This window comes from candidate division KSB1 bacterium (assembly GCA_016214895.1).
Classification (GTDB): domain Bacteria; phylum Electryoneota; class RPQS01; order RPQS01; family RPQS01; genus JACRMR01.
The window spans coordinates 73,806-100,022 of sequence record JACRMR010000017.1; the positions used below are offsets into that span (position 1 = coordinate 73,806).

The following is a 26,217-nucleotide window of genomic DNA, read 5'->3' on the forward strand; positions in this document are numbered from 1 at the left end:
CGGGTGACCGGATGAATCGACAGTTACCTTGAATTCAGTGCCATGATTCTACTCTACACTGCACTTGGCGCCGTACTTGGTTTCGCTGTTGCGTGGTTTGCCGTACGCGGTGCATTCGCGCGCGAGCGTGACGCGATCAAAGCAGAGTTTTTGCGCGAGCATGATGCGAAAACGGAGGCATTACAGCAAGTTGCGGTTTTGGAGGAACGTGCACGAACGCTCAAGGCGAACCTCGATGAGCACATAAGCCAGCTTGCCGAGAAGGAATCGCTATTGAATACTCAGGGAACCGATAATGCGAGACAGGGAGCGAGGATCAGCGAACTTGAGATGGAGTTGACAAAAGAACGTGAGTCGGCCGTAGAGAAGCTTGCGCTTCTCAGCAATGCACGTGAAGCTCTTGAAAATTCCTTCAAAGCGCTGTCTGCAGACGCACTTTCGGCGAACAACACGTCATTCCTTACGTTGGCGAAACAGAATCTTCAGAATTTTCAGGATGGGGCAAAGAACGACCTGGAAACGCGGCAGACGGCTATCGGCGAACTGGTTAAGCCACTCAACGATGCGCTTATCAAAGTCGACCAAAAAGTTCAAGAACTGGAGACAAAGCGAGAGGGCGCTTACGAATCGGTACGTAAGGAACTCCAGAATTTGGCGTCAACGAGTGGCCGACTTCAAGAGGAAACATCCAAGCTCGGTCAGGCGTTGAGATCGCCTAATGTGCGGGGTCGGTGGGGGGAGATACAGCTTGAACGAATTCTCGAGCTTGCGGGCCTAACGAAGCATTTTTGTTGGACGCCACAGGAAACCGTCGACGGTGAAGAGAAGTCTGGACGTCCCGATGGCATCGTCTCGTTGCCGAACAAATGGCGACTGGCCATTGATTCCAAAGTTCCCTATGAGGCATTCGAACAGGCGATAGCGGCCGTGGATCCAGCCGTTCGCAAGGAGAAGCTTAGGGAGCACGCTAAAGCGGTGCGGGGGTTTGTTGACAATCTCAGCCGAAAGACCTATGCACAGAAGATTCAGCCGGGGCCGGATTATGTCATCATGCTTATTCCGGGTGAAGCATTCTACTATGCGGCGTTGGAAAGCGACCCCACACTTCTGGAATACGGGGCAGAGCAGAAGGTTTTGATTGTATCTCCGGTAGCACTGATCGGCCTGCTTCGATCAGTCTACTTCGGATGGCGCGAGCAAGAGCTTGCAGAAAACGCAAAGGAAATAACCGAGCTAGGCAAGCAGCTCTATGATCGCCTACGCAGGTTCGTAGATCATTTCAATGATGTTGGCCGAGGCCTTCAGGTGGCAAACAATGCCTATGAAAAAGCGCGAAAGTCGGTTTCTTCGCGACTTCTCGTGACAGCTCGCAAGTTCGAAGAATACAAGGTTTCAACCGGCGATACGATCCCCGTTCCAGTGCAGATAGAAGAAGCGCACGGTTTAAATGAACTCTCGGACTCTGCTGAAGAGCTCGCGGATTCGACAGACCCGGACACGTCGCAGGCTTCTTAGCCCCATAATGATACCAGTGAAGTTCATATTCGGAGCGTAATGAAAAGCAGTCTGTTGAAGGTGTTGCGCTGTCCCGCCGACCACGGCGAACTCACGCTAAATCAAGCCAGCGAGCGTAACGCGGAGATCGAGCGTGGCGCGCTGACCTGTGTCAGCTGTTCGCAAGGCTATCCGATCAGCGGGTTTATTCCGCGCTTCGTGCCGGAGTCCAACTACGCCGATTCGTTCGCGTTTCAGCGGATGAAACACGCGCGGCTGCAGATGGACAAGTTCAACGGGACCACGATTCAGCGCGACACGATCCTGCACCGGACGCGGTGGAGCGCGGAGTTTCTGAACGGCCAGACCCTGCTCGAATGCGGCTGCGGCGCCGGACCGGATACCCAGGTGCTACTCGACCTCGGCGCGCACGTGACATCCGTCGATATCAGCGGCGGAGTGGATTTCTGCCGGGATAACAACTATCCCAACGAACGACTGAATCTGATCCAGGCGAGCATCATGAATCTCCCGCTCGCGCCGGAGAGTTATGATATCGTGTATTGTCATCGCGTGATTCAGCACACCCCCGACCCCGCGGCCGCCTTCCGCGAGATGGTCCGCTATGTCAAGCCCGGCGGGACCGTGTTCATGCACTCCTACCGCAAGAACTTCCGTACGATGCTGCAATGGAAATACTGGCTGCGGCCGTTTACCACGCGCATGGATCAGCAGAAGTTGCACGGTTTGATCACAACAGCCGCGCCATTCCTGCAGGCGGTGACTGCGGTACTCGACCGCAACAAACTCACGCGCCAGATCAACTACCATCTGATTCCGTTCTACAACTACCGCCGCGCGTTTCCGATGTTCTCGAAAGAGCAATTGCGCGAATACGGGATTCACGATACGTTCGACGCGCTCGCGCCCGCTTACGATATTCCCAATTCCCGGAAGACCGTCGAGCGCTGGCTGAAGGAGGCGGGATTCACTGAATACTGGTTTCACCCGACCGAGGGGCCGGTGACGGTGGTCGCGAAGAAACCGGGGCGGTGAACCGCACGCGGGGTGAATCAACCATCATGAGCGAACAACTTCAACAAATCCTCGCGGAACTCAAGGCCCGTTTGTCCGAGCTCTACGGCGAGCGGCTGGAGCGGCTCGTGCTGTTCGGTTCGCAAGCGCGGGGCGACGCCGAACCTGATTCCGATATTGACGTGCTGGTGGTGCTGAACGGAGCGGTGAATCCGTACGCGGAGATCGATCGCACACTCGACATTACCTGTGCATTTTCGCTTGAGCGCGGCGTATTTGTTCAGCTCGTTTTCGCCCCAGCACAAAGGCTGGATCACGAGATGAGTCCGCTATTCATGAATGTCAGGCGGGAAGGAGTAGGGATTTGACGGACATGTACGATAGGGCGAATTGCCGGGGCTTGAAGGACAATCACTGTATTGCCCCCGCACGGCCATGATAGAATACGACGGGACAATTACGCTGGGCGAAATAGCCACGGCTTTCACTACATTGACCGCCGTCGGATTCGCCCTGTTTCATGAAGCTATGATAGGTCGGCTCTTTGGTCCCAGACTGCGCGTGATCTGTGAAGCTGTCTCGCCGTATGTTCAGGACTTCAGCGTCATCGATTCGCAGCCACTTTTTGAGGGAAAGAGCAGAGTTGCGTACCGGATTAAACTCGAAAACAGGGGAAAGAGAGCCGCGAACAACGTTCGAGTCTATGTGAGCAAGATCGATCAAGTGGTGGACGGACAGGCATCCATTCTCGCCCCTTGGGTGCCGGTTGAACTTGTGTGGACGCATACAGAATCAGGCGTCCAAGAGAGCATTCCCAGTAGACACGCATGTTATGTCAACCTTGGCTATGCACACTACCGGCTCGCTAACATGTCGAAACTGCCGGACTTTGTCCAGAACAACAGGCGGGTCGGATCGGCGGACATAGGCTTTGAATTCTGTACAATGGTGCAACCAGCCGACGGCTATAACGTCGTCGGCCCCGGAAAGTACATCGTCCACCTTGTGGTGACTGCGGGCAATGCTAAGACCTTTACCAAGCGAGTAACGCTTGCCGTCGAGTTGGTGATGGATCGCCTGAACAGAACGACCTCGCCCCTTGTCGAGATCATGGCACGCCCGGTCGAAGTTGCGATTCTCCGTGATTAAGCAAGATTGCCAAACAAAGGAACCCATAATGAAAACGCTATTCGGGCTGGTGCTTGTTCTAGCGGCGTTGAGTGTTGATTGCAAAGCCCAAGGCCTCGTCCTGAAGTACCAAGACTTCTCTCAGCAATACGAGATTGTTGCCCCGACTCGTGGAACGCAAGAATATCCGCCGCTCTTTGATTTTGACGGAAATGGTGTTCAGGACCTTTGCTGGCGTAATGCAAACGGATCCATAACGGTGTACACATTTCCCGGGATGGTGCCAGCATGGACGTCGCCATTCGTTGTTGTCTATCTCTGGCCGGTCTTTCTGGATGTAACAGGGGACGGCCTGAAGGAGGTTCTCTGTCAGGTCCCCGGTTCCGGCACATATTGTGTATTCTCGCCAGCCACGAATACGTGTCTTTTGGAAATAGACTCTGTGATCGAGGGATCCTGCAACTACTTCTTAACCGACTACGACGGTGATCAAGTCTCAGACATCCTCTTCGTAGTCAATGCTGGACACGGAGGCTCAAGACGTGAAATCTGGGGCGCAGGCACCGTCGCGTCTTCTCCGCCATCCGATCTCGTCATACAGCCCGACGGAGACGACCTGATTCTCAACTGGCAACAGGTCGATAGCTGCTCGATGTACCGGCTGTACTGGAGCTTTGCGCTTAACGGGGAGTACGCAAGCATTGGGACAAGCTGCACGCCGACATTCACGCATCCCGGAGCAGTTATCGCGCCACGAGCCTACTACAAAGTGGCCGCGATTACGTCCACCAACGAAATCATCATTGGTCCGGCAACATACGCCGCACCCCCCAATTCAAACCCTGTGAATCTCTCCCGATAGATGTTTTCCTTCGAACTCAAATCCGCCATCGACGCGGCGCCGCACAAGGTCTTCGCCGCGCTGACCGACCCGAAACTTATCACCAAGTGGGAACACTTCCGCTGGGTTCAACACGACATGCGCGCTGGCGGACACGTCCGCAAACGCGACGACGACGGCCAGCTGTTTGACGGTGAAATCGTGATCTTTGAGCCTCCGTTCCGCTATGGCGTGCTGTGGCCGGTGCCCAAAGATACCGACGACCCCGATGAAGGGACGTTCCCCGTGCGCATGGAATTCGACATCGAATCCCACGGCGACAAAAGCACGCTCACGCTCAAGGCCGAAGGGTTCCCCGAGCAGGCGCTGGCCGACCGCGAAAAAAACTCGTGGGGCGGCTACTATCTCGACAAACTCCGCAAGGTCGCGGAAAGCTAACAAATCTTCCAAACCGGATTCCGGCCGGGTTGCGGAAGACGGGCGGCGCAGCCTGCCCCTACAACCCGACTCGGCGAAATTACTATGTACACACCTGAAGTTGTCGTCCTCGGCGCCGGGCTGATGGGCCGCGTCGCCGCCTACTTTTTTGTCCACCATCCGCGACCACGCAGCATCCGGCTGCTGGACGGCCATCGCGCCCAGCTCGATCCGGCCGTGGCGTGGCTGAATTCGCCGCTCGTCGAGCCGCAACTCGGCGATGTCAAGGAAGACGCCGTTCTGCTGAAAGCGTTGAAAGGCGCGAAGGTCTGCATCTCCTGTGTGCCCTATTTTCTGTCGCCGCGGATCGCGAAGATGTGCCTGAAAGAAGGGGTCTCGTTCCTCGATCTCGGCGGCAATCCCGACGTCACCGACGACGTGCTGGCGCTGCATGACCCCGCGCTCGACAAGCAGATCTGCTTCATCCCCGATACCGGGCTGGCACCGGGGCTGGGCAATATTCTCGCGGTGGAACTGGTGAACCGCTTCCAGACCTGTGACCGCGTACAGATCCGCGTCGGCGGCTTGCCGCAACAGCCGACCGGCTCGCTCAAGTACGCGCAATTCTTCTCCGTGCACGGTCTGCTGAACGAGTACCTCGAAGACGCGCGCGAGTTGCGCGATGGCAAGGAAGTTGCAGTGCCTTCGCTGTCCGATCTTGAAGAGCTGTATTTTGAGGGCATCGGTGAACTCGAAGCGTTCGTCACGTCGGGCGGTACGTCTACCCTCCCCAAGACGCTGCTGGGCAAGGTGAATCGCCTGAACTACAAGACGATTCGCTTCCCCGGTCACTGCGCGATCCTGCGCACGCTCCGCGAAATCGGGCTGACCAACTCGAAGAGCATCACCGTCGGGGACGTCCACGTCAGCCCACGCGATGTCCTGACCAAAGTGCTGGACAACTACCTTGAGAAGAACGCGCCCGATATGGTGCTCTTACGCGTGACGGCCACGGGCGACGGCGGCAAAGGCGAGAGTATTCAGATGATCGTGAAGGAAGATACCCCGCGCAAACTTTCCGCGATGGGCCAGACCACGGCCTTCCCCGCCGCCGCCATCGGCCTGGCGATCCTCGAAGGGAGGGTCCCCCCCGGCGCGCACGCGCAGGAGACCGTGATTCCCTTCGCGTGGATGAAAGAGCAGCTGGGGTTGTTCGGGCTGGAGATTGAATAACTGATTTTCGACTTGGTGGTCGTTAATGGCACTTCTTGGCAGAGAAACCGAGCTGTTTAGGAGGTCAGATGAAAGGGATCGTTACCTTCAGCTTTGCATTGCTTGCTCTCGCCGAAACCGCTTTCTGTCAACCTCCGTTGCGTTGGGATCATGTATTGATGTACGAGGATACGCAAGGTGGAGGAGATTCACCACGAGCAATCTGCGATGACGGAAACGGTGTTTGTGCGCTTGCAATGTTGTTGCCGTGGTCCGATACCCGCCTGGTCAAACTTGACGCAGAGGGGAATGTCGGGTTATCGTATGATCTTGGATTTGAGCATCGCAACAGCGTTGTTTCAATCGCGCGCATGAGCAATGGCGACTTTCTGATTTCAGGAGATCGGGTTTACGACCCAAACTGGTCAGATACGTTCATTGCGCGTGCTGACTCCGTCGGAAATCTGCTCTGGATAACCGAGATTACTGGAGGAGCAGAGGAGCATTGCGCATTTGCCGGCGAGACCCCTACTGGGTACTTGATGGCGGGTAATACCAATGGTTATGGTGCGGGACTAAATGACTGGTGGATCCTGTGGTTTGACGAGTATGGCGATAGCCTGAGCTATCGAACATACGGAACCGCAGGGGACGATGTGCTCCAAGCAGTCGTGCCAACCGATGATGGATTCCTGCTCGCCGGCAGCATTTGGACTGACGTCGAAGCGAGATCAGAACCGTGGTTGATCAAGATTAATTTTGACGGCGATAGCGTATGGAGTTCAGTGCATGCCGAGGAGCCGGGAAATTCCGTCCTGGCGGCCGCCAATGCGCCCGGCGGTGGTTTTGCTCTGATCGAAACCGTGCACTACGGCCTCCACGTGGATTCGCTCCGTTTTGTACGGACAGACGAATTCGGGAACGCGACGGGAGGTCGCATCACGTCGAACGGCAGCTGGGCGCGCAAGCTCAAACCTTGTCCCGATGCGGGATATACATTTCTTACTGGCAGCAGCCTTGTTCGTGTTGATGACAACGGCAATTTGCTGTGGAGCACACGCTATCCCATGGTGTACCACACGGATTATGTGCGCATGGAAGACAATAGCTACGTAACCTGCGGGATCCATTCTTACGATTTTCCATGGGGCCAATTCATCCGTTCGGAGGTCATTCGCACATTTCCGGAGCCGGTATTGGCGGACGAGCATCGGTTAAACCCACAGCCTGATTTTGCGCTTACCGGAGCGTATCCCAACCCCTTCAACAGCTCCACGCGGTTGCGATACCGCCTGGCGGAGCTCGGCCCCGTTGCACTCGACATCTTCGACATCACCGGACGGATGGTCACGACGCTGATGGACGGCGTGCAACCGGCCGGTGATCATACAATTACCTTCGACGGCTCGCGGCTCGCGTCGGGGCTGTATCTGTGCCGGCTGTCGAGTCGTGAAGCCTCAGTTGTCGAGAAAATAGTCCTCTTGAAGTAGCATCCGGAGACCCCTTGTCCGAAAAACGCACCGAGCACTTTCCCAAAGCTTACGATAACGAAGAATTCCTGCACGGGCCGCACGCGCGGACGCTGCGAATTCTGGCCGAATATCTCGAACCGCAAATGCGGCTGCGGCAGCACAAGATCCGCGGCACCATCGTGTTCTTCGGCTCGGCCCGCGCGCTGCCGCCGGAAGAAATGGAACCCGAGATCGAACGGCTGAAGCTGAATATGGCCACGGCCGAACTGACCGCCGCGAGTGAGATCGAACAGCAAATCCGCCGCACGCAGCGCATGACGCACTACTACGAGGATGCGGCCAAGCTGTCGTCCCTGCTGACCAAACATTACATGCAGCAGCACGACGCGCGCGACCGGCTGGTCGTGTGCAGCGGCGCCGGTCCGGGCATCATGGAAGCGGCCAATCGCGGCGCGGCTGAAGCCGGCGGCAAGACGCTGGGCCTCGGCATCAGTCTGCCCTTTGAACAAGGCGCCAATCGCTGGACCGACCCGAAACTGACGTTCGAGTTCCACTACTTCTTCATGCGCAAGTACTGGTTCATGTATCTGTCGCGCGCGCTGGTGGTGTTCCCCGGCGGGTTCGGCACGTTTGACGAGCTGTTCGAGGTGCTCACACTGCTGCAAACCCACAAAGTCCGGCGGCGGCTGCCCGTCGTGCTGTACGGCAGCGAGTACTGGTCCCGGGTGTTGAACATGGAGGCGATGGTCGATTGGGGGGTCATTTCCGCTCCCGATGTCAACCTCCCGCATCGCAGCGATACACCGGAAGACGCGTTCAACTACTTGATTTCCGAAATCCATAATTTCGGCGAGGCGGAAACCGTTGAGGCTGCCGCCGAGTAAAACGGAGGTCAGGTAAGAAGGCGGGAGCGCGGGCAATCATCAATTTGAGTGTGCAGCGCTTTGGTCCAGACGGGACAGATCAAGAGATGTGCAACCGAGTTGTCTGATCTTCCCCCCGTGATCCCCCCACCGTGTGGGGGGAGAATTAGATAACACCCGCCGTGAGCGGGAATTCAAACCAACACCCCGGCGGCGGCGCGAGACACCGCACGGAGAAGGACGTCACGATGCTCAAACAACTGCTGCTCATGCTGGGACTGGCCGTTCTGGTCAGCGTAGCCGCTCGTCCGTTTCAGGATAAGACCATTCCGTTTTGGGGGATCCCCGAACCGCTGAAGCTGCTGGAACCGAAGGTCGCGTTGGCCGCGGAGACCGCTTCTGCTGAGGTCGCGTTCCCGGCGGCCGACCTGCCGTACAAGGTCAGCTACGAGGTCACGAGCGCGCTCTACATGAAGCGCAAAAAGGAAAACGTGCATTTCGTCGATGCGCGGGATGTCCCGCTCTACAACGAAGGCCACATTCCCGGTGCGGCGAATATTCCATTCGAGCATGTCGCCGACTATCAGAAGGCCTTGGACTCCATTCCCAAGACCGAGCTCGTCTTGATCTACTGTGACGGCGGGGATTGCCATCTCTCCCACGATCTGTCCGAACACATGAACCAGCGGGGCTGGAAGCGGGTCGCCGTCTATGAGGGCGGCTGGGCCGAGTGGACCTCAGAGACGGACCTCGTGGAGAAAGTGGAAGACTGAACGCGGAAATTCCGCTTCAAGAGATCGAGGGCTGCCGGGCGACCGGTGGCCCTTTCTTGTCCCCGGCTGCCGTCGGCGCGGGTCGCGTGAAGAGGCGTGCGGACCCGAGCGCCATGGTTCACGTTTGAAGTTTCAAGTTTGTGAATTTAACCCCCTGTTTTTGCGTGCAAAATCCGGGCTAAAGTTATTAATTATGTGAGACTTTAGCTTGACTTTGTGAAATATTCTCAATACCTTTTCTATCCATGAATTCTGCCCAAAAAGCGCGCCTGACCACGATTCTCGACTGGCTCTGCCGGGGGATCATCGCCGCCATCTTTCTGCTCGCGGCCTGGCCCAAACTCATGGACCCCGCCGGCTTCGCCAAGTCGATCCAAAACTACAAAGTTGTCCTGCCGCTGATCGGTCAGAATTACATCAATTTGGCCGCCATCTTCCTGCCCGCGCTCGAACTCGTCGCCGGGCTGGGCCTGCTCTGGCCGCGGACCAAGCGGGCCGCCGCCTGGCTCTGCGCCGCGTTGCTCGTGTTCTTCATCATCATGGTCACACAGGCCGTCCTGCGCGGCTTCAATATCGACTGCGGCTGCTTCGGTGTCGGCACCGCCGGGGCCGCCCTCGCCCAGAAAACCGGCTGGAGCAAGGTCATCGAAAACTCCATCCTGCTCGCCATGGCCGTGTGGGTGGCCACGAGAAATCGAAAATTGAAAACTGAAAATTGAAGTTCCGCCGGGCATCCGTCTGCGGGGGCCCGGAATCGGACAGGAGACCCGGATGGAACCGCGTATCCCGCTTGAGATGGACAAGATCAAGACCTTCTGCGCAAAGTGGAAGATTGTCGAGTTCGCGCTGTTCGGCAGCGTCCTCACCGACGAGTTCCGACCCGACAGCGATGTCGACGTGATGGTGAAATTTGTGGAGCCTGCAATTTGGTCGCTCAGAGACCTTGACCGGATGGAAGACGAACTCACGGACATCATCGGGCGCAAAGTTGACCTCTCCACGAAGCTCGGTGTGGAGCTGATGCAGAACAACATACGCCGCAATTCAATTTTGCGCGGTTCGCGAGTCTTCTATGCGGCGGGGGGCGGCTGCGGTTTCTCAAAGGGGTCTCATTTCGTGAAAGGAGCCGTAGCATGATCACAAGGATTTCTGCCAAGAATTTCAAGTCGTGGCGGGATACAGGCGATGCATTTGAACTCGGATCGCTGACCGGTCTATTTGGAACAAATAGCTCTGGCAAGACAAGCCTACTGCAGACTCTTCTCATGCTGAAGCAAACCACCGAGTCATCAGACCGCAAACTCGTGCTGAGAACAGGAGATTTGAAATCAAGAGTTGACCTTGGTACTTATGCAGATGTTGTTTTTGACCACCAAATCGGCCAACCCCTTGAGATTGAGGTTGCCTGGCAGATGGAGCAACCGCTTGTTGTAACTGATCCCGTTAGAAAGGCCGAGTTGTTCAGGACCAACGATCTGCTCTTTACAACCTCAATACTGCAGGTAGCCGATAGGCCGGTGGTGCGGTCCTTCTCGTATCGGTTCAACGAGCACGAATTCGGGATGAAAGCCCGGACGCAAGGAGCCAACGGAGAATACCAACTTGTTAGCAAGGGGTACAAGGCAACCCACCAACTGGGCAGGAAGTGGCCGCTTCCCGCCCCGCTCAAGTGCTATGGTTTTCCGGACGAGGCCAAAGCCTACTACCAGAACACGGGTTTCCTGTCCGATTTTGTTCTAGAGTTTGAACAGCTGATGAATGGTCTTGTCTATCTTGGACCACTTCGTGACTACCCGGCCCGCCAGTACTCTTGGTCTGGAGAAGAACCACAAGATGTCGGCAAGCAGGGCGAATTGGCCATCGCAGCTCTGCTTTCGTCGCGAAAGCGTGGTCCATACATATCCTTTGGAAAGGGGATTCCCCGACAGACACTAGAGGAGCGCGTCGCTTTCTGGCTACGCAAGATGGACTTGATCCACTCATTTGAGGTCAAGCAGATCGCTGCGCAACGACGCGAGTACGAAGTCAAGGTGAAGAAGACTGCTAGGAGTCCCGAGGTCTTCATCACCGATGTGGGCTTTGGTGTCTCTCAACTGCTTCCGGTAATCGTCCTTTGCTATTACGTACCGGAGGGGACCACGATTCTTCTCGAACAACCAGAGATCCATCTTCACCCCTCTGTACAGTCTGTTCTCGCCGATGTCCTGATGGACGCTATCAAGATACGGCGCATCCAGGTAATAGTTGAGAGTCATAGCGAGCACCTACTGCGACGCCTTCAGCGAAGGGTTGCCGAAGGGCCCCCTGATGGTTTTGCTGCGGGGCTCGCGAAACTCTACTTCTGTCGTATGGAAGAGGACAGCGCCCAGTTGGCGAAACTTGATCTTGACCTGTTCGGGAACATCACGAACTGGCCGCGCGGGTTCTTTGGCGACGACATGGGTGATTTGATCGCGATGTCCCGTGCGCAGGCGTCAAGACCGACCCAGCCGCAGTCATGATCATTGCGGTGGACACAAACGTACCGATGGTCGCAAACTGTCTGTCACCTCAGGCATCTGTTGATTGTGTGAATCGTTGCCTCGATGTGATAGAGCGATTGGACGCTGACACGTTGCAGATATTGCTTGACACCAACTGGCTGATCATCGGTGAGTATCAAGACAACTTGAATTCGAACGGACAGCCGGGCATCGGAGATCGATTTCTACGGTGGGTACTGACCAATCACCGTAACCCGCAGCGCTGCAAGTTGGTCCTACTCACGCAAATAGGACCCCCACGCCTGTTCGATGAGTTTCCAGGTGACCCAGCGTTGGCCCAATTCGACAGTTCGGACAGGAAGTTCGTCGCAACGACAAGGTCGTATCGGATCGAGACCGGGGAGTCAGCACCGGTGTACGTGGCGGTGGACACTGACTGGTGGGTCTATGAGCAACCGCTGTCCCGGCACGATGTTCGTGTTGTCTTTGTTTGTCCGGTGGACATGAATCGCCTGGCGACTCAAAAGGGCCTTTCGAAGCTCCCTTGAGGATGAAAGAACCCTGCCGCACGGCGAACATCACTACCATTTCGATGGCAGCAACTTGCCCTCCGGTCTCTACTTCGCGCGGATGCAGACGCAGAGCGGCATCACGAAGACCGTCAAGCTCGCGCTCGTGAAATGAAGTATGAAGGATGAACTATGAAATATGAAGCCAGCAGGGCCACGCGGATCGCCGCGTTTCTGTGTTTCTGCATTTCTGCGTTTCTGCCTTTGTCTTCCGTCGCCCGCGAATACGGCGTGAATGGCACCGTCGCGTTCGAATTTCCGCCGGCTAAAAGCGATCCGCAACTGCGCGTCGATGTCCGCGGCGATGAACGCTCGCTGGATGACCCGTGGTCGCTGGTGCAGGAGCTGTGGGACGCCGATACCTCGCGGCCCGAGCTGTGGAATGCCTACCCCGTCGGGATGGCTATGAGCCACGAAGGCCGTGGCTATATCGCCATGCTGCATACCGTGTTCGGGACGCTGGACGGCGGACACACATGGTACAACATGGATCCGTTCCCGCCACCCTTCGTCGGTGGGCCGTTCACGGCTTTGCGCGCACCGACCTACATCAGCGCACTGGCCGCGCGGCCCGTAAAACGCACGATAGAGACCGCGGACTCCTTCTTCGTGACTACGCTGCGCGCCGATGCTGACAGCGGGACCGTGCGCGCCTTCCGGTGGACCACCGGAACCTGGCGGCCCGCACCCGCCGCCGCAACGATCCAGCCGATGTGGCTGTCGCAAATCGCCTTTTCCGATTCACTGGTCGTGAATGTGCTGGCCGATCAGTTTGGCCGCATCGTGCGCAACGATTCGCTCGGCCGCGACTCCACCTGGGATCTGCTGCCCTTCAACTTTTTCGGCGGCTATCTCGCGGGCACCGCCGCTGCTGTCGGAAACCTGGTGATCGCTTCCGGCTCGCAGCAGTGGATCAGCCGCTCGCGCGGTCAGGTCTGGCATGTCGAACCCGCCGTGGATTCCCTGGGAGACGTCGGCGTCAGTTTCAGCGACTCCCTGCACGGATTTAGCGGCGGAGGTATTGTATCGCCTGCCCCGGCGGGTTGGGTGCACCGCACTGACGATGGCGCCGTGAATTGGTCAGAGCGGCTGCTCGAAGCGCCGTTTCCGATTCGGGCCGTCGTTCGCTATTCCGATTCCGTGGGCTGGGCCGCGGGCGGCTACATCGACGGCGATGCGGCGATCGGGGGAATCTACAAAACCACCGACGCCGGCCTCACCTGGTCACAAGAGCTGACCGTTAATGCCGAAATCCGCGCGCTGACCGCCACACATATCACCCCCGCGTATGTCGATGTATTCGCTGCCGGTGCCTATCCCGACTTTCACGCCGGAGTCTGGTCCACCCGCCTCTACTGGCCCGATAGCTCGCTTGGCGGTCCGATCCTGTTCGCCGATCCCGACACCCTCGCCTTCGGGATTGTCGAGGCTGGCGCGCGCGATACACTGCGCTCCGTGCTCCGCAACATCGGCCAGACCGCCGTGACCCTGTTCGCGCTGGATACTCGCGGCGGCCGCTTCAGTCAGGTCAACAGCCTGGTCGGCACCGTCCTGCAACCGGGGGATAGCGTCGAGTTACTTGTGCAGTTTGCCCCCGAAGAGCCGGGCCTGTATCGAACCGCGATCGACCAACTCAACAATGTCGGACAGCGTTGCGAGATTATTTGCAGCGGCCTCGCCCCTACCGCCGCCACCGGCGGAAACCCGGTCATCATTCGTGAACTCGCGCTGGACGTCTGGCCCAATCCCGGCAATGCCGAATTCACGCTCAAATTCGCGCTGCCCCGGGCGGGCGACGTAACGCTGAACATCTTCGATGTCACGGGCCGTCTCGTCGATACGCAGTCACTCGACGCGCTCCCCGCCGGAAGTCACACGCGCGTGTGGAATGCCGCGAATTTCGCCAGCGGCATCTACTTTGCCCGGATCGAATCCGGAACCGAGTTGGCAACGAAGAAGATTATGCTGCTGAAGTAGTCCATTCCGCCGAGGCATGCGTCCGCGCGTGCCTCGGCAGCGGAAACTCACGCGGCACGATCCGCTGCTGCATTTCTGAATTTCCGCATTTGTCTTCCATGCTCGGTCAACTCACCATCCACGACTTTCCGTCACGCTGCCTCGAAGGGAATCCGCTCGGTGATCCCTGCGTGCGGCGCGTGCCCGTGTACTTGCCGGAAGGCTACGCGGCAAATCGCGAGTGGCCGCTGATCGTGATGCTGGCCGGGTTCACCGCCACGGGGTTGTCGTTCCTGAACTTCAACGCGTGGCAGGAGAATATGCCGGAGCGGATCGAGCGGCTGATCGCCCAAAAGCGCATGCCGCCCGCCGTGGTGATCTTCCCCGACTGCTTCACACGCTACGGCGGCTCGCAATATCTGAACAGCAGCGCGACCGGCGACTACGAAGATCATCTAACCGGCGAACTCGTGCCGTGGGCGCGCGCCACGTTCCGCGCCGGACTCACACCCGAACAAACCGTTGTCGCGGGGAAATCCTCCGGCGGCTACGGCGCGTTCGTACTGGCCGCGCGGCATCCCGACATGTTCGGCTGGATCCTGATGCACTCCGGCGACTGCTACTTCGAGTATGGCTACCTCGCCGACTTCCCCAATGCGCTGAACGAGCTGTGCAGGCGCGGCGGGCCCGCCGAATTCATCAAGAGCATCGACGATCCGCGACCCAAGGGCAAGAGCTGGTTCTCCGCCATCGACAAGACCGGCATGGCCGCCTGCTATTCGCCCAATCCCGCTTCGCCAATGGGTTTTGACTATCCGTTCGACCTCGACACCGGTGAACTGCGCCAGGACGTCTGGGCGCGCTGGCTCGTGCATGACCCCGTCCGCATGGCCGAACGCGACGACGTGATCACGAATCTGAAGCAGCTGCGCGGCATCTACATCGAGTGCGGACTGGCCGACGAGTTTCATTTGCAGTGGGGCGCGCGCATCCTCGTCTCCCGCCTGCGCAAGGCCGGACTCAGTGTCGAGCACCGCGAATTCGACGACGGCCACATGAATATCAACTACCGCTACGATGAAAGCCTGTCATGGTGGGGTGCGAAGCGTCAAACCTGAAACGCGAAACTTGCAACCTGAAAACCCGCCGGATTCGGGTCTCCCTCCGTTCACGGGGAGACTAAGGGGTCTTCGGTTCTTCACCGGCGTATTATCATGCTCAACAAATCCTGGCACGAAAAGAATGTCATGCCCAAAAACGCGACACTCGAAGAGCGCGTGAAGTGGCATGAAGCACACGGGAAACACTGCGGCTGCCGCGAAATGCCGCCCAAAATTGTCGCCATTCTTGCCGAGCGCGGTAACGGACCCCAAGCGGAAGTTCGCGGGGCACGGGTGGTGAAGAAATTCACGGCGGTCCTGCAGGACGCGGGCGGTGGCGGTGTCTATGTGGACGTCCCATTTGATGTCGAGAAAGCCTATGGCACGCGCGGGCAGGTGAAGATCAAAGCGCTCATCGACGGCGAACCCTATCGCGGCTCCCTCGCCAACATGGGCACCGGCTGCCACATGTTCCCGATTCTGAAGGCGATTCGAATGAAGTTGGGCAAGGGTCCGGGCGACAAGATCAACATCGAACTCCGGCGCGATACCGAGGAACGGGTGATCGCCGTGCCGGCCGACTTGCAGAAGCGACTGACCAAGCACAAAGCAGCGAAGGCCGGCTTCGACAAGCTTTCTTACTCGCACCGTAAGGAGTACGTGCAGTGGATCGAAGCCGCCAAACGCGCAGAAACGCGCGCATCGCGCATCGAAAAGACCATCGCGATGCTGAGCGAAGGTAAGCGCTCGCCGAAGTGAATGCAGATGTCAAACCGGCTTGCAGGGGCTGACCTCATCGCCCGTCTTCGCAACCCGAATGAAGCAGAGACATACGGTCGGTTCCCCCGTCCATTCGAATACAGGAGGTTGAGATGATCGGCAAGTTCCTGGCGGTTGGCGCGCTCCTCGGCGGGATCGTGTTCTTTGCCTGGCAGGCGTTCTCACACATGGCCCTGCCGGTTTGGGAGTGCACCATGAGCGAGTTCACGAATCAGCAGGCGATTGATCTAATCAAGTCCAGCATCTCCGGCAACGGCCTCTACTTTGCCAAGGAGGGCTTCCTGATGTCCACCTTCTTTGTGCCGGGAGTCACGGACACAACTCAGCTCATGGCGCCGATGCTGCTCAAGCAGTTCCTCACCAATTGCGTGGTCGCGCTCCTGATCGCTTTTGTCATTACCCGCATGCCGCCGCAATCGTTCGGGGTCTATCTGCGAATTACCCTGCTGTGGAGTCTCGTCGGTTGGCTGCTGTTCGCGCTGCCGAATGGAACGTGGTACGGCTGGCCCATCGGCTATCTGCTGCTCGATCTGTGCGACCGACTCGTCGGCGTGGCCCTGCTGACCGCAGCCATCGTCTGGCTGGCCGTGAAGATGAAGATAACGACCGCTTGAGCTGCTCGAAATCACCGAGCGCACGCCGTGCGCCGCTACAGCAGAAGTTGTTCCTTGTTCCTTGATCCTTCGTCCTTTCTTCCCATGACCGATCCTCGCTATCCTATCGGCCCGTTCAGTTGGAACGGATTCCTCACTCCCGCCGAGCGCGCGGAGTGCATCCGCCGGATTCTGGAGATTCCCCGCCAGCTCAGCCACGTCGTCGCGCAACTGAGCCCGGCGCAGCTTGAACAATCCTACCGGGAGGGCGGCTGGAGCGCGCGGCAACTCGTGCACCACGTCGCTGACAGTCAGATCGTGGGCTTCATCCGAACCAAGCTGATCGTGACCGAAGACTCGCCGACGGTCAACCCGTTCGACGAAAACCTGTGGTCCTTGACCGCCGATGCCCAGTGCGATGTCAGGGCCTCGCTGGCCATCATTACCGGAACCCACGAACGCTGGGCCGCCCTGCTGAAATCACTGACCGCCGAGCAGTTCGAGCGCACCTGGATTCATCCCGCGTTCCCCGACGAGCGCCGCACCGTGGACCGCCTTGTCGCCTACTTCACCTGGCACGCCGAGCACCATACGGCGCATGTGCGGCTAATCGCGAATAGATAATAGATGATCGATGAGGTCGAGGCGATTCTTGAGTTTGTTCCCTGTTCCTTGGTCCTTTCTTCCATGTCCGATCTCCGCTATCCTACCGGCAAGTTCGTCTGGAAATACCCGCTGACAGTCGTTGATCGCGAGCAATACATCGAGACCATCGCCGGGACTCCGGCCAAGTTCCGCGCCGTCGTGCAGGGTTTGACCGAAACGCAGCTCGATACGCCTTATCGCGCAGGCGGCTGGACGGCGCGGCAGGTGATCCACCATGTGCCCGATAGCCACCTGAATGCCTATGTGCGCACGAAACTCGCGCTGACCGAGGACGTGCCCACGATCAAGCCCTACGAGGAAGCCGCCTGGGCCGCGCTGCCGGATAACTTCAACACTCCCGTCGAGGTCTCGGTTCGGACGCTGGAACTGGTGCACGAGCGCTGGGTCAATTTGCTGCGCGCGCTCAAGCCCGCAGATTTCAAACGACGCTTCATCCATCCTGCGGTCGCCGGCGATCCGCGCACGCTGGACTGGCTGCTCGGCCTTTACGCCTGGCATGGTCCGCATCATATCGCGCACATCGAATCGGTGAAATACTAAGCGGCACCGTCCCGGTGCCGCGCACCCTGTGCCATGTCGGATCCCGAACCTACCGGCCGCCTCTCCGCCGCGGAAGAACGCTTTGAAGCGGTTCGCCGCAAAGCCGGATTTGTACTCGCGCCACTCGTGTTCTGCGCCGTGTGGCTGGCGCCGCTCGCGGGACTGTCGCACGAAGCACACCTGCTCGCCGCCGTCGTCGCCTTGACGGTGACGCTGTGGGTGACCGAGGCGATCCCGATTCCCGCCGCGGCACTGCTCGGTCCCGCGCTGTGTGTTCTGCTCGGTGTGGCTCCGGCGAAAACCGTGTTCGGTCCGTTCGCCGATCCGGTGGTGTTCCTGTTCATCGGCTCGTTCATGCTCGCACAGGGATTGTCTGTACACGGCCTTGACCGCCGCATTGCCGTCTCTATCCTCGCGCACAAATGGGTCGGCCCGCATCCGGCGCGGATTCTGATCGCATTTTCCGGCGTCACGCTGGTGATTTCGATGTGGCTCTCGAACACGGCCACTACCGCGATGATGTACCCCATCGGTCTCAGTCTGTTCGCCGCGCTGTCCCGCAAGAAGGGCGCCAGCGCCGGACCCACCGTGTACGCCTCCGGCATGCTGCTGATGTGCGCCTATTCCTCCTCGCTGGGCGGACTCGGCACTCCCGTCGGCACACCGCCCAATTTGATCGGTCTCGGCCTGATCGAGCAGGCCACTGGCATTCACATCGGTTTCTTCCAGTGGATGCTGCTCGCGGCGCCGGTGATCATTCTGCTCTTTGTCGTGCTTTACTGGCACGTCGGGCGCAAGGCCGCCGCCGATTTCCCGCGCATCGAGAACTTCAACCGTTGGATTGCCGATCAACTGCGCGAGCTCGGTCCGCTGCGCCGCGGCGAGCGAAATGCGGCCACCGCCTTCATCCTTACCGCCTTGCTCTGGATCGTCCCCGGTGTCGTCGTGATTATCGCCGGACCGGAGAGCAACACCGCCAAATGGTTGAGCGGACACCTGCCCGAGTCGATCGTGGCGCTGATCGGCGCAACGCTGCTGTTTGTGCTTCCGGTCAATTGGAAACAGCGCGAATTCACGTTGAACTGGCGGCAGGCGGCGGATATCGACTGGGGCACGATTCTGCTCTTCGGCGGCGGGTTGTCGCTGGGCGGGCTGATGTTCACAACGGGACTTGCCGACGCGATCGGGCACAGTCTGCAATCCCTGACCGGAGCCCAGTCGCTGGCCGCGCTCACGTTCTTGTTCACGGGAATCGGGATCATCCTGACCGAATTCACCTCCAACACCGCCTCCGCGAACGTGATCATCCCCGTCGCGCTGGCCATGTCGGTGGAGTGTGGCGTCAATCCCGTGATCCCCGCGATCGGCGCCTGCATGGGCGCCTCGATGGCCTTCTTGCTACCGGTCTCCACGCCGCCCAATGCCATCGTGTATGGCTCCGGTCTGGTTCCGATCACGCACATGATCCGCTACGGCTTCGCCCTCGATGTCGTCGCGGCGGTCGTGGTGCCGCTGGTTCTGCTCACGTGGGGCCAGTATGTTCTATAGGATGGTGCCGCGGCCGGTCGTCGTTGACTGCCGCAGCACGAGCACCTCACGGCAGCGAAGCCTGAGTTCGCCCGCCGAGTCGGTTTATGTCTCCGTATGGTTGCTGGAATCGTAGCCGAAACATTATTCTGCTTCGCTATTTCGAATCTCGACTCCACCGGATGACTGCTTGCGGCCCGGGAACGCTCCGAAGCGTTCCGCCGCGGCGCCGGATTCCTGCTGGCCGCGTCTGCGACCAGCGCCATTCCGCCAACCGACTTCCCATGTATCAAAGACCCGACTTCGTGGAATCCCGCGAGCAGGTGCTCGATCAGTTCATCCATGAGCACAGCTTCGCCACGCTGGTCAGCCAGCACAAAGCTGAACCGTTCGCTACTCCGCTGCCGTTGCTGCTGACCGTTCGCTCCGATGGCTCGCGTGTGCTCGAAGGCCACATCGCCGTCAGCAATCCGCAGTGGCGAAGTCTGGAGAGTCAGAGCGTACTCGCCATCTTCCACGGTCCGCACGGTTATGTTTCGCCGAGCTGGTACGACACGAGACGCGAGGTCGCGCCGACCTGGAATTACGTCACCGCGCACGTGTACGGCGTCGTGCGGCTGCACACGGACCCGGTCTGGCTCGAAAAACTGCTGCGCCGCCTGATCGAGAAGTACGAATCCCGGCTCGTCCCGCCGTGGACGCTCGAACAGGCCGACCCGCAGTTCATCCAGAGCCTCTATCCGCACATCGTGGGCCTCGAACTCGAAGTCGCGCGCATCGAAGGCAAGTTCAAGCTCAACCAAAACCGCACCGCCAAGGACCGCGACGGCGTGATCGCTCACCTCAAAGCTCACGGCGACGCGGATGGTAAGGAGATCGCCCGGTACATGGAAGAGCGGAGGGGCGAAGGGAAGGGGTAGAGGCGGGGTGCGGTACCACACGTACAATTGATTGCAGCGACGTATAAAGCTTTGAATTCACGAGCAAATAGGATTCTCTCGTATTACGAAATGTGTGGCAATGAAGGTCAACAGACCATGCAGCGTGGCATGAACTTCCGCCTGAACGCCCACTACTCGGTCATATTGATGTCCTTACGTGCCAATGCGCCCTATTCAGATCGGATTCTTGATAGCGGGCGAATTCTGCTATATGAAGGTCACGATATTCCACGCTTGAAGGATGGTCCAAGTCCGAAAAGCGTCGACCAGCCCGAACTTACCCCGTCCGGTGGATTGACCCAGAACGGACTGTTTCACAAAGCGGCACAAGACTTCAAATCTGGAAAACGTGAAGCTGAGCTCGTGCGCGTTTACGAAAAGATTCGAGCCGGAATTTGGACCGACAATGGCCTATTTCGTTTGACTGATTCGCGGAGAGAGAAAAGCGGCGGCCGCAGTGTATTCAAATTCGAACTTGAACTCGCCGAGGATGCTGTGCTTGGTAATCAACATGAGACCGTTGACTTGGATCACGTGCGGCTCATTCCGTCTCGCGTGAAGGCTGAAGTCTGGAAACGAGACAAAGGGCAATGTGTGACCTGTGGCGCCACAGACAACCTGCATTTTGACCACATCATTCCATTCTCGAAGGGCGGTTCCTCGCGCAGTGCGAGCAATGTCCAGCTACTTTGCGAACGCCACAATATCGCGAAGCGGGACAAGATCGAGTGAACCGCTACCATCTCTGGTTTAATCTGGGGCGCTCTGCCCAAAACGAATGTCCATGAAAATGCCAAATCCAAAGCTGCCCGTTGACCAAGCCAAGCTTGATGCCTTCTGCCTGAAATGGAAGGTCAGCGAGTTCGCGCTCTTTGGATCCGTTCTGCGTGACGACTTCGGTCCGAATAGCGACGTGGATGTGCTCCTCGCGTTCGAGCAAGGCACGGACTACAGTCTGTTCGACCTCGTTGATATGGAAGATGAGCTGAAAGAGATCTTCGGCCGCAAGGTTGATCTTCTGCTGCGAAAATCCGTGGAGCGAAGCAAGAACCCGTACCGCAGGCAGGCAATTCTTTCCTCGGCACAGACGATCTATGGATCGAGATAGAGCATACTTGCGGGATATCTTGGATGCCGGAAATCGGATCGCCACGAAGACAAACAATGTCTCGCTCGCTGACTTTCTCGCCAACCCCGACATTCAGGATATTGTGATGCGACAAATCACGATCATGGGTGAAGCGGCCAGAATTATTAGCGACCAAACGAAAGAGCGGTTTTCTAACATCCCATGGCACAAAATCTCCGGCATGCGTAATCGACTTGTGCATGAATATCGCGATATCGACTATGAAGAGGTTTGGAAGACGGCAAAGTCAGATGTCCCCAAACTGGTGAGACAAATCGACAGAGTCTTGTCGGAGTTGTGAACCCCCGCCAACGCTGGTTCTAACCCGCCGCCCGGTGTTAAGGAACGGGTGTTCTGCGAGGCCGTGAATAAAGATCCGAGCCACCTGAGATCGCGAAACGAGATCGCGAGCTGGCGGCTGACGCGGCGCAAGCTCGGTTTCGGTCCGACCGCGCTCTCTACCGGGATTATCCGGATGAAGTCCGGGAGAAAACATGAAGTATGAACTATGAAGGATGAAGCCGAACCGGCTTTCCGTCCACTTCGACCGCTTCATAGTTCATATTTCATACGTCATACTTAATCACAGAGGAACCATGCCAGATAGCAAGATCAAGCCCGGTTGGCAGCCCGTGCAGGACGTCAACTGGGATGCCTACTGCGACGCCATCGCCAAGGCCAAGAGCAAGCAGCAGATCATCGCGCATCTGCAAAACCTGATCGAAACCAAAGGCTACGCAAATATGATCCGCGCCGCCGAAGTTGCGTTCAACCGTCTGCTCGAAACCAATCCCGGCGACAAGGGCTCGATCGGTGTCTATGCCGATGTGGACGGCAAAGAAGTCTATACCAACTTCCGCTTCGTCTCCCCCGCCAGCAAAGCCAAAGACGAGTTCAACTATTAGAGATGAAGCATGATAGATGATAGATGAGGTCGAAGGATAGTACTCATCTGCTTCATCTATTATCTATCATCGATCATCTTTCTCTTCCATGAAATGGACCCCCAACACGACCGCTGACTCCGCTGCCCGACAGTTCCTTGCCGTCTCGGCCTGGCAGCTGCGCGACTACAACTTTCCCAAGCTCCGCGAAGCGGTGAACCGGCTTACGTACGCTGAACTCTGGCAACGACCCGGATCGGCCTCGAATAGCATCGGCAATCTGCTGCTGCATCTGAACGGCAACGTCCGGCAGCATATCATCGGCGGAGTCGGCGGCGGCACACAGGAACGCGCGCGGGATGCCGAGTTCGCCGCGGACGGCGGACCAAGTGGCGAGGCACTGCTCGCCAAACTTGAGCAGACCGTGAACGAAGCGCATGAGGTGCTCATGAACGGTGATCCGGCCAAGCTGCTCGAACGCCGCACGATTCAGGGCAAAGACGTCATACTGATGGATGACATCTTTCACGTGGCCGAGCACTTCTCCTATCATACCGGGCAGATCATCTACATCGTCAAGGCGCTCAGGAACGAAGGCTTCAACTGGTACAAGACGCTGGAGCAGAAAACCCCGTGAAAGACTATCTACTCAAATTGTTCGCGCACGAGGAGTGGGCGAACCGGCAACTGATCGACGAAATGCAACGCCGGGCCGAGCTCCCGTCGCGGCTGCGCGAACTGATTCCGCATATGCTCTCCGCGCACCTGTTCTGGACGCTGCGGCTGACCGGCGGTGAGGGCGCGAATTTCGTGTGGTGGCCCAAGTTCAGCGGCGAGGAGTGCCGCCGGCTGAACGAGGAATACGCTCGCGGCTGGGCGACGTTCATCGGCGAACTGCCCGAACTCGTCGAAGAGCAGAGCGTGACCGTAGCCTCCGCCAAGGGCGAGCCGGTCACCTTCCGCGTGATCGACATCCTGACCCAGCTGCACTCGCACTCCGTCCATCATCGCGGCCAGATCGCCATGCTCATGCACACCGCCGGCTTCGAAGTGATCCCGACGGATTATATCGTCTATTGCCGGAAACACCCGTAGCGCTCATGGAACCCCGTATCCCCGTCAACCGCGAACAGATCGTCGCCTTCTGTCAGAAATGGCAGATCGTCGAGTTCGCCTTTTTCGGCTCCGTCCTCACCGATGACTTCCGTCCCGACAGCGACGTGGACGTGATGGTCACGTTTGCGCCGGAGGCGAAGTGGCGCATGTCACATTGGTTCGAGATGGAGGACGAGCTGCGTCGGACCTTCGGTCGCAGCGTTGATCTGGTGACGCGCCCCGATGTCGAGCGTATGGACAACTATATCCGCCGCCGCAGCATCCTCGCCGGCGCAGCCCGTTACTATGCTCACTGATCCGGCCTATCTGCTGGACCTGCTGAACGAGGCCCGCATTCTGCTCGAGCTTGTCGATGGCATGAGCTATGGGGAATTCGTGCAAGACGTTCGGACAACGAAGGCCGTTGAGCGGTCCTTCGAAATTCTGGGAACCGCTGTCAAAGGACTGTCGCCCGAATTTCGCGCGGCTCACCCTGAGTTGCCCTGGCGCTGGATGATTGACACCCGCAACGTGATTGCCCACCAATACAAAAAGGTCAATTACGCGCTGTTGTGGGAGACCATTCAGGTTGACATCCCCGAACTCATCCGCCTGCTCGAACCGCTTGTGCCGCCCGAGACGAGCTAACTACCGGTCGTTTGCTGATGGGAGCTCCGGTCATGAAAAGTGCTATCGTAATTTTGCTCGCCCTGCTTTTGTCCATGTTCTCTCGTCCCGCGAATGCGTGGATCAATATCTCGCTCTGCGAAATCGACGAAGCGCTGCACTGCCCGTGCGGAACCGAAGGACCGCTGATCGGTCATACGACGGCCTACGTCATGCAGGATGTGAACCTCAACGGCCCGGATGCACTGGACGACACCTATGCCGCCGTCGAGTACTGCCAATACATCGCGGAAGGCTGCTCCTGCGCGTGGCTGCCGTTCGGGCCGGTCCCCGACGGACCCCTGATGTTCTACGTCCGCGTCGCGGGCTCCGATAGCTGCTGCTGGATTTCCGACGAGTTCCCGCTGGCCAACGGATATAACCACATCGAGCTGTCCGGTTGGGAATGTGTCCCGGCGCGTTGTTTCGCGCGGCCGTTCAACACCATGGCCGCCTGGTTCACCGACTGTATGCAAAGCGTCGGCTGCCCCTGCGACTATCCGCTGCAACTGCCGCTTGGCACACCGATCTGCCTCTGGCATGATCTCGACAGTAACGAGGTCAGTGATGCCGACACCGTAGTCGCGTGCTTCGAGTTCGGCGCGGGCGCGGGACGGCCGCCGTGGAATTGCCAATGGACACCCGCGCCGGACCGCATGCTATCGCCGGGATACTATTATCTGCTGATCAACTCCGGCGCCTGCTGCTGGGTGGCGGGATCGTATTTGTCGAGCAACGGCGGCGGCACCATGGCCGTGACTCCGGGGGCGTGGCAGTGCTACGATATCCCGTGCGCGCAAGCCCAGCCGCCCGCGTCGCCGTCGTCCGTCACCGTGGATTGCGATACCGTGTTGGTGGCCATCCGCTTTGTTCATGACGGGTACGATGTGAGCGGTTATCACGCCTACCGCAACGGGGAGTTCTTTGCCAGCTTCCCCAGTCCGGCCATGTTTCCCTTCTATGACTGGCAGTCCGTGCCTGGAGTGGTCAACACCTATTGCGTGAGCGCGTACAACCACTTCGGCGAATCGGCTCTGACCTGTGCGCCGCCCTGTACCGTGCAGTTTGAGCCGCCGTCTCCCAACGTGATTGCCAGGCCCATGCCCGCTATGATTCCCGAATGCGTGATCGCGCCCAACCCGTTTAACCCGGAGACCGCGATCACGCTGACGCTGCCCATGGAGATGACCGCAACGCTGGCGATCTACGACGTGCAAGGCCGCCTCGTCACCATCCTCGCCGATGGCGCGCTGTCCGCCGGCCAGCACCGCTTCAGCTTCAACGGCGCGCACCTCCCCAGCGGCCTCTACTTCGCGCGGCTGCAAACGCCCGAGTCGCTAACTACGCACAAATTGCTGTTGCTGAAGTAGCGCCGCACAGCCGTGCGCGATCTGCTCGCGGAACACCGATGAACGACACAAGCCAACCTAAACGCTACAACGGTACGGTGCGCTTGCCGTATCTGCACTACAGCGAGGCAGGCGGCTACGCCATCACCGTGGTTTCACACGACCGCACGCCGTTGTTTGGCCGGATCGAGGACGGGCAGATGATCGCAAGTGAATATGGCTTGGTCGTCTTGCGTGAATGGATGAAATCGCCCGTGTTGAGACCGGGACTCATGCTGGATGTGTTCTGTCTTATGCCGAATCATCTTCACGGGATCGTCATTTTGATGGAGTCAGAGCAGATCGCGCACGGCACCGAGCAGATCGCGCACGGCTGTGCGGCGCTACCGCGTGGGCCTCGTGATCGGGCCAAACGCTCGATTAGTTCCATGATCGCGGGATTCAAAGCTGCGACGACCAAGCGCATCAACGAATTGCGCGGCACACCGGGACAACCGGTCTGGCAGCCCAAATTCTACGAGCATGTCATCCGCAACGGCGCCGATCTGCTGCGCCAGCAAGAGTACATTACAAACAACCCGCTCCAGTGGGAGCTTGACGACGAGCACCCCCACCCGTAGCGCCGCACAGCCGTGCGCGATCTGCCGTGAAGCATACCGTAACCGTAGCGCCGCACAGCCGTGCGCGATCTGCCGTGAAGCATA

At 58.5% G+C, this 26,217-nt stretch carries 32 protein-coding genes; all 32 read left to right on the top strand.

Annotated elements, in window-relative coordinates; genetic code table 11:
* The first annotated feature begins 42 nt into the window (after positions 1-42).
* The 32 genes from rmuC to HZB60_09555 all read left to right on the top strand — a co-directional run bounded on the left by rmuC (position 43) and on the right by HZB60_09555 (position 26,133).
* On the top strand, positions 43-1,515 hold the full coding sequence (gene rmuC, locus HZB60_09400) for a DNA recombination protein RmuC (protein ID MBI5059976.1): 1,473 nt from the start codon (positions 43-45) through the stop codon (positions 1,513-1,515).
* A gap of 39 nt (positions 1,516-1,554) precedes the next feature.
* Complete coding sequence (locus HZB60_09405) at positions 1,555-2,550, top strand: methyltransferase domain-containing protein (protein MBI5059977.1); 996 nt, start codon at positions 1,555-1,557, stop codon at positions 2,548-2,550.
* A gap of 26 nt (positions 2,551-2,576) precedes the next feature.
* Positions 2,577-2,897, top strand: coding sequence for a nucleotidyltransferase domain-containing protein (locus tag HZB60_09410; GenBank protein MBI5059978.1), 321 nt, complete (start codon positions 2,577-2,579; stop codon positions 2,895-2,897).
* Positions 2,898-2,964: 67 nt separating this feature from the next.
* The gene (locus HZB60_09415; GenBank protein MBI5059979.1) at positions 2,965-3,678 is read left to right on the top strand and encodes a hypothetical protein; all 714 of its coding nucleotides are present in this window, start codon (positions 2,965-2,967) and stop codon (positions 3,676-3,678) included.
* A gap of 28 nt (positions 3,679-3,706) precedes the next feature.
* Positions 3,707-4,519 carry a VCBS repeat-containing protein gene (locus tag HZB60_09420; protein MBI5059980.1) on the top strand — a complete coding sequence of 271 codons (813 nt, stop codon included), beginning with the start codon at positions 3,707-3,709 and terminating at the stop codon, positions 4,517-4,519.
* Positions 4,520-4,936 (top strand): SRPBCC domain-containing protein, encoded by a 417-nt coding sequence (locus HZB60_09425; protein ID MBI5059981.1) that lies wholly within the window; start codon positions 4,520-4,522, stop codon positions 4,934-4,936.
* A gap of 84 nt (positions 4,937-5,020) precedes the next feature.
* Positions 5,021-6,148, top strand: coding sequence for a saccharopine dehydrogenase NADP-binding domain-containing protein (locus HZB60_09430; protein MBI5059982.1), 1,128 nt, complete (start codon positions 5,021-5,023; stop codon positions 6,146-6,148).
* 68 nt (positions 6,149-6,216) lie between these two features.
* On the top strand, positions 6,217-7,617 hold the full coding sequence (locus HZB60_09435) for a T9SS type A sorting domain-containing protein (protein ID MBI5059983.1): 1,401 nt from the start codon (positions 6,217-6,219) through the stop codon (positions 7,615-7,617).
* Positions 7,618-7,742: 125 nt separating this feature from the next.
* The gene (locus tag HZB60_09440) at positions 7,743-8,483 is read left to right on the top strand and encodes an LOG family protein (GenBank protein MBI5059984.1); all 741 of its coding nucleotides are present in this window, start codon (positions 7,743-7,745) and stop codon (positions 8,481-8,483) included.
* A 161-nt stretch (positions 8,484-8,644) separates the two neighbouring features.
* Entirely contained in the window at positions 8,645-9,235 is a 591-nt protein-coding gene (locus HZB60_09445) for a rhodanese-like domain-containing protein (protein MBI5059985.1), read from the top strand.
* A 245-nt stretch (positions 9,236-9,480) separates the two neighbouring features.
* Positions 9,481-9,954, top strand: coding sequence for a DoxX family membrane protein (locus HZB60_09450; protein ID MBI5059986.1), 474 nt, complete (start codon positions 9,481-9,483; stop codon positions 9,952-9,954).
* A 52-nt stretch (positions 9,955-10,006) separates the two neighbouring features.
* Positions 10,007-10,372, top strand: coding sequence for a nucleotidyltransferase domain-containing protein (locus HZB60_09455; protein MBI5059987.1), 366 nt, complete (start codon positions 10,007-10,009; stop codon positions 10,370-10,372).
* Positions 10,369-11,736 carry a DUF3696 domain-containing protein gene (locus tag HZB60_09460; protein ID MBI5059988.1) on the top strand — a complete coding sequence of 456 codons (1,368 nt, stop codon included), beginning with the start codon at positions 10,369-10,371 and terminating at the stop codon, positions 11,734-11,736. Before HZB60_09455 ends, HZB60_09460 begins: the two co-directional genes overlap by 4 nt.
* Positions 11,733-12,266, top strand: coding sequence for a hypothetical protein (locus HZB60_09465; GenBank protein ID MBI5059989.1), 534 nt, complete (start codon positions 11,733-11,735; stop codon positions 12,264-12,266). Before HZB60_09460 ends, HZB60_09465 begins: the two co-directional genes overlap by 4 nt.
* A 153-nt stretch (positions 12,267-12,419) precedes the next feature.
* A complete protein-coding gene (locus HZB60_09470; GenBank protein MBI5059990.1) occupies positions 12,420-14,264 on the top strand; it encodes a T9SS type A sorting domain-containing protein in 1,845 nt (614 codons plus the stop codon).
* Between the two features lie 98 nt (positions 14,265-14,362).
* A complete protein-coding gene (locus HZB60_09475; GenBank protein MBI5059991.1) occupies positions 14,363-15,361 on the top strand; it encodes an esterase in 999 nt (332 codons plus the stop codon).
* A 279-nt stretch (positions 15,362-15,640) separates the two neighbouring features.
* Positions 15,641-16,102 (top strand): DUF1905 domain-containing protein, encoded by a 462-nt coding sequence (locus tag HZB60_09480; protein MBI5059992.1) that lies wholly within the window; start codon positions 15,641-15,643, stop codon positions 16,100-16,102.
* A 113-nt stretch (positions 16,103-16,215) separates the two neighbouring features.
* Entirely contained in the window at positions 16,216-16,737 is a 522-nt protein-coding gene (locus HZB60_09485; GenBank protein ID MBI5059993.1) for a hypothetical protein, read from the top strand.
* Positions 16,738-16,821: 84 nt separating this feature from the next.
* Positions 16,822-17,340 (top strand): putative metal-dependent hydrolase, encoded by a 519-nt coding sequence (locus tag HZB60_09490; GenBank protein ID MBI5059994.1) that lies wholly within the window; start codon positions 16,822-16,824, stop codon positions 17,338-17,340.
* A gap of 63 nt (positions 17,341-17,403) precedes the next feature.
* Entirely contained in the window at positions 17,404-17,922 is a 519-nt protein-coding gene (locus HZB60_09495; protein ID MBI5059995.1) for a putative metal-dependent hydrolase, read from the top strand.
* A 33-nt stretch (positions 17,923-17,955) separates the two neighbouring features.
* On the top strand, positions 17,956-19,470 hold the full coding sequence (locus HZB60_09500) for a DASS family sodium-coupled anion symporter (GenBank protein ID MBI5059996.1): 1,515 nt from the start codon (positions 17,956-17,958) through the stop codon (positions 19,468-19,470).
* Positions 19,471-19,733: 263 nt separating this feature from the next.
* Positions 19,734-20,369: an FMN-binding negative transcriptional regulator gene (locus HZB60_09505; protein ID MBI5059997.1), complete on the top strand. Its 636-nt coding sequence runs from the start codon at positions 19,734-19,736 to the stop codon at positions 20,367-20,369.
* A gap of 129 nt (positions 20,370-20,498) precedes the next feature.
* A complete protein-coding gene (locus HZB60_09510) occupies positions 20,499-21,122 on the top strand; it encodes an HNH endonuclease (GenBank protein ID MBI5059998.1) in 624 nt (207 codons plus the stop codon).
* A gap of 58 nt (positions 21,123-21,180) precedes the next feature.
* Complete coding sequence (locus HZB60_09515; protein ID MBI5059999.1) at positions 21,181-21,498, top strand: nucleotidyltransferase family protein; 318 nt, start codon at positions 21,181-21,183, stop codon at positions 21,496-21,498.
* A 7-nt stretch (positions 21,499-21,505) separates the two neighbouring features.
* Positions 21,506-21,820, top strand: coding sequence for a DUF86 domain-containing protein (locus HZB60_09520; GenBank protein MBI5060000.1), 315 nt, complete (start codon positions 21,506-21,508; stop codon positions 21,818-21,820).
* A 295-nt stretch (positions 21,821-22,115) separates the two neighbouring features.
* On the top strand, positions 22,116-22,424 hold the full coding sequence (locus HZB60_09525; GenBank protein ID MBI5060001.1) for a hypothetical protein: 309 nt from the start codon (positions 22,116-22,118) through the stop codon (positions 22,422-22,424).
* 88 nt (positions 22,425-22,512) lie between these two features.
* A complete protein-coding gene (locus HZB60_09530; GenBank protein MBI5060002.1) occupies positions 22,513-23,040 on the top strand; it encodes a DUF1572 family protein in 528 nt (175 codons plus the stop codon).
* Complete coding sequence (locus HZB60_09535; protein MBI5060003.1) at positions 23,037-23,498, top strand: hypothetical protein; 462 nt, start codon at positions 23,037-23,039, stop codon at positions 23,496-23,498. Before HZB60_09530 ends, HZB60_09535 begins: the two co-directional genes overlap by 4 nt.
* Positions 23,499-23,503: 5 nt before the next feature.
* Positions 23,504-23,815 (top strand): nucleotidyltransferase domain-containing protein, encoded by a 312-nt coding sequence (locus HZB60_09540; protein ID MBI5060004.1) that lies wholly within the window; start codon positions 23,504-23,506, stop codon positions 23,813-23,815.
* Positions 23,805-24,146 carry a DUF86 domain-containing protein gene (locus HZB60_09545; protein ID MBI5060005.1) on the top strand — a complete coding sequence of 114 codons (342 nt, stop codon included), beginning with the start codon at positions 23,805-23,807 and terminating at the stop codon, positions 24,144-24,146. Before HZB60_09540 ends, HZB60_09545 begins: the two co-directional genes overlap by 11 nt.
* Before the next feature lie 32 nt (positions 24,147-24,178).
* Positions 24,179-25,534 (top strand): T9SS type A sorting domain-containing protein, encoded by a 1,356-nt coding sequence (locus tag HZB60_09550; GenBank protein MBI5060006.1) that lies wholly within the window; start codon positions 24,179-24,181, stop codon positions 25,532-25,534.
* Between the two features lie 38 nt (positions 25,535-25,572).
* The gene (locus tag HZB60_09555; protein ID MBI5060007.1) at positions 25,573-26,133 is read left to right on the top strand and encodes a transposase; all 561 of its coding nucleotides are present in this window, start codon (positions 25,573-25,575) and stop codon (positions 26,131-26,133) included.
* Positions 26,134-26,217: the final 84 nt, after the last annotated feature.